Origin of the sequence: Streptomyces hygroscopicus subsp. hygroscopicus, assembly GCF_001553455.1 — a bacterium.
GTDB lineage: Bacteria > Actinomycetota > Actinomycetes > Streptomycetales > Streptomycetaceae > Streptomyces > Streptomyces hygroscopicus.
Genome location: NZ_BBOX01000400.1, coordinates 1 through 10,925 on the forward strand (window position 1 = coordinate 1; position 10,925 = coordinate 10,925).

The window sequence follows — 10,925 nt, forward strand, 5'->3', positions numbered from 1 at the left end:
CCCGACGGGGTGCTGCTGGCGGAGCCCTGGCCGGCCTTGGGCGTGGAAGCCGCGGACTGCGGGGTGCTCGCGGAGGCGGAGGCGGAGGCGGAAGAGGCCGAAGAGGCCGAAGAGGCCGAAGAGGAGTCGGTCTCGCCGTCCTGGCAGGCGGTGAGCCCCAATGCGGCGACCGCGATCAGCATGGCGGCGGCGGCCTTGCGGGTGTGGCGGAGTGCAGTGCGGTGCGGCATTTTCTTCCTCGTTCTCACGACGTGGTGTCCGGGTTGGTGAGAACAAGACTGCCGACCGCCGCTGTTGATCCGTCGCCGTCCGGCTAACGCTCCGCTAACGCCGCGGACCAAGGTCGGACCCCGCGGTCAGGATGTCAGAGCCAGTCGCGCCGCTTGAAGATGACGTACAGGCTGACGCAGACCACCGCCATCAGCAGGATCGCGAACGGGTACCCCCACACCCAGCGCAGCTCGGGCATATGGGTGAAGTTCATCCCGTAGATGGTGCCGACGAGGGTCGGGGCGAAGAGGATGGCCGCCCATGCGGAGATCTTCTTGACCTCCTCGTTCTGCTCGAACCCCGCTTCGGCCAGCGCCCGCATCTCGGCGTTCTGCTGCTGGGTCACCAGCGTGGCGTTGACCGCGAGGATATCGGTGAGGGCGGAGCGGAAGCCGTCCACGCGCTCGCTGGTGTGGGTGACGTGGTCGGCCACGTCGCGCAGATAGCGCTGTAGCTCCTCATCGGTGCCGTATTTGTCGAAACCTGCCATCAGCCCGTGCAACATTCCGACCAGGGGGCGGGTGGCGCGCTGGAACTCCACCATTTCGCGGGAGAGTTCGTAGATGCGCCGCGACACCTCCGGGTCGCCGCGGAACACCTCGGTCTCGATCTCGTCGATGTCGTTCTGCACCCCTGCCACCACCGGGGCATAGCCGTCCACGACCGCGTCGAGTATCGCGTACAGCACGGCCTCCGGGCCCAGCGCCAGCAGCTCGGGCGTGGACTCCATCCGGGCGCGCACCGCGGACAGGTCCGGTGCGGCGCCGTGCCGGACGGTGATGACGAAGTCGGGCCCCACGAAGACGTGCAGCTCGCCGAAGTCGACCTCCTCGGGCGCGTCCAGATAGCGGGCCGCGCGCAGCACCACGAAGAGCGTCTCGCCGTAGCGCTCCAGCTTGGGCCGCTGATGGGCCTCCATCGCGTCCTCGATGGCCAGCTTGTGCAGATCGAACTCCTCGGCGAGCGAGAGCAGCTCCGCCTCGGTCGGCCGGTACAGCCCGATCCAGGCCATGGCGCCCGGCTCCTCGCGCAGCCGCCGGTAGGTGGCGGCCAGGGAACCGGGGGTGCCGACCCGGCGGCCGTCGCGGTACACGGCGGCGTCCACCACACTGCGCTCGTCGAGGTCACGCGGGGTGCCGTCGGCGGAGGCGGCCCGCGGCCCGCCGTGGGGCGGACCCGGGGGAGCCGGGGCGGGGCGCGGGGCCGCGTCGGCCCGGTTCATCCCGGCGGGGCGCAGCCAGGGGTACCGCCTTGTCGGACGCGGGGTGCGACGGCGCTCGGACATGGAGGGTCCTTTACGGGTAGCGGACGCGGGCTCGGGTGCGCGGGGCGCAGGCTCGGGTGCGCGAGGCACGGACGCGGGGCGCGGGGGCCCGTCGTCCCGGGCGCACCACGGGCGCCACCCCCGGGCCCGGGCGGGGCCGAGCCGGGGATCGCGCTCAGCGTGCGCGGACCCGGGCGGCGCCCCGCGGCACACGACTGGGAGGTTCACCGTTCATCCGTGGACCTCACCTCCTCGTCGCGGGTGCGCGGGCACTGGCCTCCCAGAAGGATATCGCCCCATATGACCGTGGTGCGGCCCGGGGGAGCGGTCCCCGCCCGGCCTGGTGTGCCAACGGGTGTTGCCTACAGGTGTTGGTATGGCGGACGAGACGGCCGCGACCCCCGAACCGGGTCGGCGCTCCGAGCGCACCCGCGCCGCCGTCCTCGCCGCTGCCCGCGGCCGGAAACCCGTTCCGGCGAAGGCCCCCGCTCCGGAAGCCCGCTACGGCAGGGCCGTGCCTTGTGTCCGAGTCCTGCCCTACGGCCGTGTCCCGCGTCCGCGCCGTGCCCTGCGGCAGAGCCGTGCCCTGCGGCAGAGCCCTGTGGCAGAGCCTTGCCCTGATGCCGCGCCCTTCCCTGCGGCAGAGCCCTGTCCTGCATCTGCGCGCTTCCCTACGGCCGACCCCCGCCCCGCGGCAGTTACCCCGCGGCAGCAGTCCCCGTCCTACGGCAGCAGTCCCTGTCCTGCGGCCGGACCCCCGCCCCGCGGCAGCAGCCCCGCCTACGGCCGACCCCTGCCCCGCGGCAGCTACCCCGCGGCAGCAGCCCCCGCCCAACAGCAGAGCCTCGACCAACAGCCGACCCCCGTCCTACGGCAGCAGCCCCGCCCTACGGCCGACCCCTGCCCCGCGGCGGCAGCCCCGCCCCGCGGCGGCAGCCCCGCCCTACGGCAGCAGTCCCCGCCCTACGGCAGCAGTCCCGCGCGGCGTGCCTCGACCACCGCGTGCAGCCGAGTGTGGGCGCCCAACTTCCGCATCGACGAGCGCAGATAGCTCTTGACCGTCTCCGGCCGCAGCCCCAGCCGCTCCGCCGCCGCCGAGTTCGTCGCCCCCGACGCCACACACGCCAGCACGTCCACCTCGCGCGGCGACAGCTCCACCCCGCTCCGGCGCTCCCGCTCCCGGCCGCGTCCCGAGGAGGCCCTGGCCAGCCGGGAGCACACGGTGAGGATCTCGTCCCGCAGCTGGGGGTCGGTGACCCGGTGCGCCAGGGCCCGCAGATCGACATGTGCCTCGCGCACCTCCTCCCACACCGCCGGATCGGTCTCCTCCACCGGGGGCGGCCCCACCGGGGGCGGCTGCCGGCGGGCCACCGTCAGCAGCCGCTCCGCCTCGTCCCGCCCCGCCAGGACCCGCTCCAGTTCGCGCGCCGCCTCCACGGCCGCGCTCAGCGCCCGGTCGCCGAGCATCAGTGGCTGGCGCAGCGCGCCGTACAGCACTCCGCGCACCCGCCCGCGCACCACCACCGGCACCGCGAGCATCGAGCGCAGCCCCTCGGCGCCCACCGCCGCGTCGTATTCATGGCTGATGGCCCGTGAGGCGGGGTAGTCCGCCACCGAGATCGGGCGGGACGTGGTGAGGACCTTGCCGCCGAGGCCGTTGCCGGGGATGACCGCGAGCCCCCGCAGGGAGTTGGTCGTGGTGCCGGTGAGTTCCGAGATCCGGAACTGCCGCGAGCCCGAGAACAGCCCGCCGAACGCGACGGGCAGTCCGCCGCGCCGGCGCATCCGCTGCAATGTGTTCCGTACGTCGACGGCACCGTCCGATCCGGCCACGGCCACCTCCCGCTTCCAGCGCCACCCCCGTCCGGGGGTAGTGAGACTCAGATCACCCGTCGCACGATGCTAGCGAGCGGTACGGCTTTCAGGAGGACAAGTGACAGCAACGAATCCGGCTCACGACTTCCGCGTGGCACGGGACTTCCTGCTCGAACACCGGGAGGACTACGCGGCGGCCTACGAGGGGTTCCGCTGGCCACGCCCGGAGCGGTTCAACTGGGCCCTGGACTGGTTCGACGGGATCGCCGGGCGAAGCGGCGACCGTACCGCCCTGCACATCGTCGAGGAGGACGCGAGCGAGATCCGCCTGAGCTTCGAGGAGCTGCGCCGCCGCTCCAACCGGGCCGCGAACTGGCTGCGCGACCGGGGCGTCCGGGCCGGTGACCGCATCGTGGTCATGCTCGGCAACCAGGTCGAGCTGTGGGAGACCGCGCTGGCCGCCATGAAGCTGCGCGCGGTCGTCATCCCCGCCACCCCGCTGCTCGGCCCGCTCGACCTCGCCGACCGCGTCGAGCGCGGCCGGGCGCGGCACGTGGTCGTGCGGGCCGGGGACACCGGCAAGTTCGCGGACGTGGCGGGCGACTACACCCGGATCGCGGTCGGCGGCGCGCCCGAGGGCTGGCTCGCCTACGAGGACGCGGGTACGGCCGGTATCACGGCGGACCGCGCGGAGGACGACGAGCCCTTCGTCCCCGACGGGCCGACCCTCGCCGGGGATCCGCTGATGCTGTACTTCACCTCCGGCACCACCGCCCGGCCCAAGCTCGTCGAACACACCCACATCTCCTACCCGGTCGGGCATCTGGCGACGATGTACTGGATCGGGGTCGGGCCGGGCGATGTCCACCTCAATATCTCCTCCCCCGGATGGGCCAAGCACGCCTGGTCCAATCTCTTCGCCCCCTGGAACGCCGAGGCCACCGTCTTCGTCCACAACTACACCCGCTTCGACGCCACCCGCCTGATGGCCGAGATGGACCGCTGCGGCGTCACCACCTTCTGCGCCCCGCCCACCGTCTGGCGCATGCTCATCCAGGCCGACCTCACCCAGCTGCGCACCCCGCCCCGGGAGGCCGTCGCCGCGGGCGAGCCGCTGAACCCCGAGGTCATCGAGCATGTGCGAGGTGCCTGGGGGGTGACCATCCGGGACGGTTTCGGCCAGACCGAGACCGCCGTCCAGGTGGCCAACACCCCCGGTCAGCCGCTCAAGGCCGGTTCGATGGGCCGGCCGACCCCCGGGTTCCGGGTCGTCCTGCTCGATCCGGTCACCGGGCGGCCCGGCGAGGAGGGCGAGATCTGCCTCGACCTCACCGGCCCCGAGGGCCGTCCGGTCGGGCTGATGACCGGCTACGAGGGCGATGAGGAGCGCACCGCCGAGGCCACCGCCGGGGGCTACTACCGCACCGGTGACATCGGCTCGCGCGACGCCGACGGCTACATCACCTACATCGGCCGCGCGGACGACGTCTTCAAGGCGTCGGACTACAAGATCTCGCCGTTCGAGCTGGAGAGCGCGCTGCTGGAGCACGAGGCGGTCGCCGAGGCCGCCGTCGTCCCGGCCCCCGATCCGCTGCGGCTCGCCGTGCCGAAGGCGTACATCGTGCTGGCGGAGGGCTGGGAGCCCGGTCCGGACACCGCGAAGGCGCTGTTCGCGCACTCCCGGGCGGTGCTGGCGCCGTACAAGCGGATCCGCCGATTGGAGTTCGCCGACCTCCCCAAGACGGTTTCCGGGAAGATTCGCCGGATCGAGCTGCGTGAACGCACGGCACGAGGCGGCGGTATCGAGTTTCATGAGGAGATCTGATGACGAACGCTCATCTGATGACCAACCCTCACGAACGTGAAAGCGACCGCAAGGAGTCCCCATGACCGACCTGACCTCAGACCCACCGAGCCCGGCCGGGCTCTCCTACGCCAGCGGGCCCAGTGACCTCCCGCTGCTCGGCGACACCATCGGGTCGAGCCTGGCCCGCGCCGTCGAGCTGTACGGCGAGCGCGACGCGCTCGTCGACATCCCCTCCGGCCGCCGCTGGACCTACGCCGAGTTCGGCCGGGCGGTCGAGGAGGTCGCGCTCGGACTGATGGCCAAGGGGGTCGCCAAGGGCGACCGGGTCGGGATCTGGGCCGTCAACTGCCCCGAATGGGTGCTGACGCAGTACGCCACCGCCCGCATCGGCGCCATCATGGTCAACATCAACCCCGCGTACCGCGTCCACGAGCTGCGGTACGTGCTCCGGCAGGCCGGCATCTCGGTCCTGGTCTCCTCCACCGAGCACAAGACCAGCGACTACCGCCGGATGGTCGAGCAGGTGCGCTCGGCCTGCCCCGCGCTGCGCGATGTCATCTACATCGGCGACCGGACCTGGGACGGACTGGTGCGCGCCGGCTCCGATGTCTCCCCCGACCGGCTGGCCGAGCGCGAGGCCCGGATCGTCTGCGACGATCCGGTCAACATCCAGTACACCTCCGGCACCACCGGCTTCCCCAAGGGCGCCACCCTCTCCCACCACAACATCGTCAACAACGGCTTCTTCGTGGGGGAGACGGTCCGCTACACCCCCGCGGACCGGATCTGCGTACCGGTGCCCTTCTACCACTGCTTCGGCATGGTGATGGGCAACCTGGCGGCCCTCACCCACGGCGCCTGCGTGGTCATCCCGGCCGCCACCTTCGACCCCGCCGCCACCCTGGCCGCCGTCGAACGGGAACGCTGCACCTCGCTGTACGGCGTCCCCACCATGTTCATCGCCGAGCTGGCCCTGCCGGACTTCGCCACCTTCGACCTCGGCTCGCTGCGCACCGGGATCATGGCCGGATCACCCTGCCCGGTGGAGGTGATGCGCCGGGTGGTCGCCGAGATGCACATGGCGGAGGTGTCCATCTGCTACGGCATGACCGAGACCTCGCCAGTCTCCACCCAGACCCGGCCCGATGACGACCTGGTGCGCCGCACCGGGACGGTGGGCCGGGTGATGCCGCATGTCGAAGTCAAGATCGTCGATCCCGCCACCGGGCTGACCGTGCCCCGCGGCACCCGCGGTGAGCTGTGCACCCGCGGCTACTCGGTGATGCTCGGCTACTGGCAGGAGCCCGAGCGGACCGCCGAGGCGATCGACCCGGCGCGCTGGATGCACACCGGCGACCTCGCGGTGATGGACGACGAGGGATACGTCCAGATCGTCGGCCGGATCAAGGACATGATCGTCCGCGGTGGGGAGAACGTCTATCCGCGGGAGATCGAGGAGTTCCTCCACACCCACCCCAAGATCGCGGACGTGCAGGTCGTCGGCGTGCCGGACGAGAAGTACGGCGAGGAGGTCCTGGCCTGCGTCATCCTGCGCGAGGGCGCCAAGACCCTCACCCGCGACGAGCTCGCCCGCTTCTGCCGGGGCCGCCTCGCCCACTACAAGGTGCCCCGCTACCTGCGTCTCATGGACGCCTTCCCGATGACGGTCAGCGGCAAGGTCCGCAAGGTCGAGCTGCGTGAGGCGGCCGCCCGCGAGCTGCTGCCCGAAACCCGGTCCGAGGCCGACCCGGCCGCCAGGACCGAGGCATCCGTCGCACGCGCCGAACCACAGGCCGCGCGCAACTGATCCGATGAGGGCCCCTCCACCCAGCAGGGGCCCACACTCCCGCCGAGACACGCCGCCCGTCACCGGCCCCGTCAGGGTGCTCCCGCCACCCACCGGGCTCCAGCCACTGGGTTCGCGCCACTCGGCTCGCGCCACTGGGTTCGCGTCCTCGGGCTCCCGTCACCCGGCTCCCGTCACCCGGTTCGCGCCACCGCTCCCGTCACCCCATATGGAAGCGTTCTCCGGTCATGAGCGCACGTGCGGGCGGTTGGTGAAGGCGCGTATGTCCGCGGCCACCGTGCGCGGGCACTCCAGCAGCATGGCGTGCGTCGCGTCGACCGTGCCGACCGTGACATGGGGGTGGCCGGCGGCGAGTTCGTCCAGGTCCCGGCGGAGCCCCTGGGCGAAGGCGGTCATCAGCGCGTCGAACCAGGCCAGCTCGCCGCCCTGCTCCGGCAGGCGCTCGGCGCGGACGATCAGCACGGGACAGGTCAGCCGCCGGTAGACCGGGAACATGTCGAGCTCGCGCAGGACGGCCAGCATCTCCACGGCCCGCTCCCGCTCGGGCCGCAGGAACAGCTGTCCGTCCTCGGTCTCGCCCAGCGAGCGGCGGAACCCCTCCTCGAACAGCTCCGGCGCGATCCCCAGCTTCTCGCCCATCGCGGTGGTCCGCTCGCGGACGCTGTCCAGGGCCTCGGGCGGAAAGGTCCGGCCCGCGGCGGCCCGTGCGAACGCGTGGGCGCGGTCGAGGTCCTGGACCACCGCCTCCGGGTCCCGTCCGGCGTACTGCTCGGGCCGCCCCCAGCCGAAGCCGTCGAGGTTGACGGCGGCGGGGGTCCGCGGATGTGCGTCCGCGTACAGCACGGCGAGCATGCCGCCCAGCGAATGCCCCACCGGCACGGCCTCGGGGATACCGAGGCGCTCCAGGACGGCCTCGATGTCGCCGAGCACCGCCGGGATCGTCCAGGGGCCGGAGCCGGAGGACGAACGGCCGTGCGCCCGCAGGTCCATGGAGACGACCCGGAGGTCGGCGGTCAGCTCCGCCGCGACCCCCGACCAGTCGGCCAGGGTGCGGGAGGCGCCGTGGAGCAGCAGCACGGGGGTGCCGCTGCCGCCGTGGTCGCGGACGGCCAGGGTGGTATCGCCGTTCTCGACGGTCAGATCGGTGGGGTGGACGCGGCGGCTGGGCATGAGACAGCGCTCCAATGCGGTGACGGATCGGCGACGGATCGGCGACGGAATGAACGGAACGGGCAGGGACGAGCACCACCGTAGAGCGTCCCGGGAGCTTGAAGATCGTCCGCGCAGAGGACGGAAAACGGCCCCCGGCGGGTTGATAATGGACAAGGGCCGGACGGGGATCAGCGGTCCGGCGGCCCCACCCGGATCAGCGAGTCCGCCGGGTCGTTGACGGGCTGCGGGGTGCCGGTCAGATCCATGATGAACAGCGGCAGACGCAGTGCGTCGGCCCGCGCCCGCGCCTCCCTCGCATAGCCCGCGAGCGAGAAGAAGACGCTCATGGCCGACTTCTGGAGCCCGTTCAGCCACAGGCATTCGACGTCCCGCGGCCCGGTGGGGCGGGTGGTCGGATCGACCTGGGCGACGACGCCCGGCCCGTAGAGGTCCACCCCGGACACGGCCCGGTCCTCCGACGGCCGCAGGCCGCGGAAGCCGAGCCAGTCCAGATACCGCGCGGCGGCGGTGACCGCGTCCCGCGCGGTACGGATCGTCACCGGCCGGAAGGCCGGGCGTGACAGGGCCGGGCCGCCGGGCCCGGCCACCGCGCCCGGCTCCGCCGGGGGCGGGCCGGGCGGGGGCGGTGCGGCGGCGATGGGGACGCGGATCACCGCGCCGCAGCCGCAGCCGAGCTCCGGCTGCGGCCAGTGGCTCCGGCGGCCGCAGGACGGGCAGTTCACCGCCACCCAGAGGTCGTCCCAGGTGCGGTGGCCGATCTCCTCCGGGACGCCGTCGCGGAGGACGGGGAGGGTGACCGGCGCGCCGCACGGACAGGGGAAGGTGGGCGGCGTGAACGGCTGTTCGCGACGGCACGCGGGACAACGCACCGGCACGTTGTCTGTCATCGGGGCGCTCCGTGGACGGGGGCGGACGCGGTATCCATCCATGCTCCCCGAAGCGGTGCCCGCGGGGGAGGACTCGGGCGTTCTGTCCCCCGTAGTGGGGGCGTCGTGGTACGGCCTGACGCAGTAGGTTGGCGGCGTGAGACTGAGGGTTGAGTTCACCACCGAACCGTTCGACCTCGACGAGGTGCCGCCGCACGCCGTGGCCGCCCGTGAGACCGTCCAGGCCGCCCCGCTGGACGCGGTCGACGTCGGCCCGTTCGGCAATACCGCCGAGGGCGGGGCGGACGCGGTGCTGGAGGCGGTCGGCAGCCTCCTGCGCGCCTCCCTCGAAGCCGGTGCCACCCGGATAACGCTCCAGGTCAACGTGGTGGGGGAGGCGGAGGCGTGAGCACACCCGCCGACCACCCGTTCGCCGCCGCGGTGAAGCCGCTCGTCGACGCCATGGGCGGCGAGATGGTCGCGCCGGACCGGGCGCGCGGCGACGACGTGGTGCTCTCCTGGGAGGGCCGCCCGGTGGTCGCCGTGCGGCTGCCGCACCTGTCGGACTCGCTCGACCACATCCTGGCCGACTTCCAGCGTCGCCACGGCGTCCCGCTCTCGGCCCTCGACCGCAAGGCCAAGCAGTCCGTCGTCCGCCAGCTGGAACAGCGCGGCGCCTTCTCCATGCGCCACGGCGTCGAAACGGTCGCCGAAGCCCTCGGCGTCAGCCGCTTCACCGTCTACAACTACCTCAACCGCGAGAAGGGTGGGGACTGATGGCCCGGGCGTGGGTGGTCCGGCGGGTTGCGAGCTTGTCCGGCCCGGTCGTGGGCTGATCGCCCGGTTAGGGGCTGTGTGGCCCGTTGTGGGATGGCCGCCCCGTCACCGGCTGATCGCTCGGTTGCGGGCTGACCGGCCCGTCGCGGGCTGACCGGCCCGTCACCGGCTGTCCGCCCGGTCGTGGGCTGACCGGCCCGTCACGGACTGTCCGGCCCCGTTACGCGGATTTTTCAACAAACTGTTGACGACCGGTCCAGGGGACTCCTAGCTTGCGAGGGTGACTTCCAGTGCTCCGCCGGGCCTGGCCCGGTTCAACGCGGTGGCCGAGCGGGAGGCGGTCGGGATGCTGCGCGAGGTGTGCGCGAGCCGCACCTGGGGCGCGGCGGTGGCCGGCGGACGGCCGTACGCGACGCTCGGCGAACTGCTCGACGCCGCCGACGCGGCCGTGGCCGGGCTGACCGCCGCCGATCTGGCCGAGGCGTTGGCCGCGCATCCGCCCATCGGGCGGCCGGTGCCGGGCGACGCCGCCTCGGCGCGCGAGCAGAGCGGGGTGCGGGACGAGGAGCGGGCCGAGCTGCTGGCGCTGAACCGCGCCTACCAGGAGCGCCACGGGCATGTCTTCCTGATCTGTGCCACCGGCCGCACCGGCGAGGAGATGGTGACCGCCCTGCACGAACGGATCCGCCATGACGCCGACACCGAGCGCGAGATCGTCCGCACCGAACTGGGAAAGATCAACCGCATCCGGCTGGCCCGGTGGACGGAAACCCTTTGAGGCCCCGCGGGCCCCGGCGGAAGGAGAGCGGTGATGGCGACCGGCGCCACCTCCGTGTCCACGCACATCCTGGACACCAGCATCGGCCGCCCCGCCGTGGGCGTGGTCGTCGAGCTGTCCGTCCGGTCGGGGCCCGGCGCGGGGTGGACGGCGCACGCCGACTCCCTCACCGACGCCGACGGGCGCTGCACGGACCTGCCCGCCCTCCCCGAGGGCACCACCCACGCGCGGCTGCGCTTCGAGACCGGGCCGTACCTGACCCACGCCTTCTTCCCGGAGATCGCCGTCGCGTTCGCCGTCGAGCCGGGTGAGCACTACCACGTACCGCTGCTGCTCACCCCGTTCGGCTACTCCGTCTACCGAGGGAG

11 protein-coding genes are annotated in these 10,925 nt (G+C 72.7%); 7 read left to right on the forward strand and 4 right to left on the reverse strand.

Annotated elements, in window-relative coordinates:
* The coding region (locus AXW62_RS33330; RefSeq protein WP_159061013.1) for a hypothetical protein at window positions 1-270 on the forward strand (270 nt) is incomplete at its 5' end.
* A 94-nt stretch (window positions 271-364) separates the two neighbouring features.
* On the opposite strand, the gene AXW62_RS33335 is transcribed toward AXW62_RS33330, so the two are convergent.
* Window positions 365-1,555, reverse strand: a complete 1,191-nt coding sequence (locus AXW62_RS33335; RefSeq protein ID WP_060947757.1) for a magnesium and cobalt transport protein CorA — start codon at window positions 1,553-1,555, stop codon at window positions 365-367.
* A 942-nt stretch (window positions 1,556-2,497) separates the two neighbouring features.
* Complete coding sequence (locus tag AXW62_RS33340; protein ID WP_079106112.1) at window positions 2,498-3,367, reverse strand: helix-turn-helix transcriptional regulator; 870 nt, start codon at window positions 3,365-3,367, stop codon at window positions 2,498-2,500.
* A 100-nt stretch (window positions 3,368-3,467) separates the two neighbouring features.
* On the opposite strand from AXW62_RS33340, the gene AXW62_RS33345 reads away from it, so the two are divergent.
* Window positions 3,468-5,174 (forward strand): AMP-binding protein, encoded by a 1,707-nt coding sequence (locus AXW62_RS33345; protein WP_060947758.1) that lies wholly within the window; start codon window positions 3,468-3,470, stop codon window positions 5,172-5,174.
* A 61-nt stretch (window positions 5,175-5,235) separates the two neighbouring features.
* The gene (locus AXW62_RS33350) at window positions 5,236-6,963 is read left to right on the forward strand and encodes an AMP-binding protein (protein WP_060947759.1); all 1,728 of its coding nucleotides are present in this window, start codon (window positions 5,236-5,238) and stop codon (window positions 6,961-6,963) included.
* Between the two features lie 225 nt (window positions 6,964-7,188).
* On the opposite strand, the gene AXW62_RS33355 is transcribed toward AXW62_RS33350, so the two are convergent.
* Together AXW62_RS33355 and AXW62_RS33360 are read right to left on the reverse strand one after the other, a co-directional pair.
* Window positions 7,189-8,133 carry an alpha/beta fold hydrolase gene (locus tag AXW62_RS33355; protein WP_060947760.1) on the reverse strand — a complete coding sequence of 315 codons (945 nt, stop codon included), beginning with the start codon at window positions 8,131-8,133 and terminating at the stop codon, window positions 7,189-7,191.
* A gap of 170 nt (window positions 8,134-8,303) precedes the next feature.
* On the reverse strand, window positions 8,304-9,023 hold the full coding sequence (locus tag AXW62_RS33360) for a hypothetical protein (protein ID WP_060947761.1): 720 nt from the start codon (window positions 9,021-9,023) through the stop codon (window positions 8,304-8,306).
* Window positions 9,024-9,159: 136 nt separating this feature from the next.
* On the opposite strand from AXW62_RS33360, the gene AXW62_RS33365 reads away from it, so the two are divergent.
* The 4 genes from AXW62_RS33365 to uraH all read left to right on the forward strand — a co-directional run.
* Window positions 9,160-9,411 (forward strand): hypothetical protein, encoded by a 252-nt coding sequence (locus AXW62_RS33365; protein ID WP_030834562.1) that lies wholly within the window; start codon window positions 9,160-9,162, stop codon window positions 9,409-9,411.
* A complete protein-coding gene (locus AXW62_RS33370; protein ID WP_060947762.1) occupies window positions 9,408-9,779 on the forward strand; it encodes a helix-turn-helix domain-containing protein in 372 nt (123 codons plus the stop codon). The genes AXW62_RS33365 and AXW62_RS33370 overlap by 4 nt, the downstream gene beginning before the upstream one ends.
* A gap of 280 nt (window positions 9,780-10,059) precedes the next feature.
* Window positions 10,060-10,557 carry a 2-oxo-4-hydroxy-4-carboxy-5-ureidoimidazoline decarboxylase gene (gene uraD / locus AXW62_RS33375; RefSeq protein ID WP_060947763.1) on the forward strand — a complete coding sequence of 166 codons (498 nt, stop codon included), beginning with the start codon at window positions 10,060-10,062 and terminating at the stop codon, window positions 10,555-10,557.
* Between the two features lie 33 nt (window positions 10,558-10,590).
* Window positions 10,591-10,925 (forward strand): hydroxyisourate hydrolase (uraH, locus tag AXW62_RS33380; protein ID WP_060947764.1); only part of this gene is annotated, 335 nt, incomplete at its 3' end.

Excerpts from the sequence above, each read along its gene's own strand:
- AXW62_RS33360 (WP_060947761.1), bottom strand. The coding sequence starts at position 9,023 with ATGACAGACAACGTGCCGGTGCGTTGTCCCGCGTGCCGTCGCGAACAG.
- AXW62_RS33335 (WP_060947757.1), bottom strand. The coding sequence starts at position 1,555 with ATGTCCGAGCGCCGTCGCACCCCGCGTCCGACAAGGCGGTACCCCTGG.
- AXW62_RS33350 (WP_060947759.1), top strand. The coding sequence starts at position 5,236 with ATGACCGACCTGACCTCAGACCCACCGAGCCCGGCCGGGCTCTCCTAC.
- AXW62_RS33355 (WP_060947760.1), bottom strand. The coding sequence starts at position 8,133 with ATGCCCAGCCGCCGCGTCCACCCCACCGATCTGACCGTCGAGAACGGC.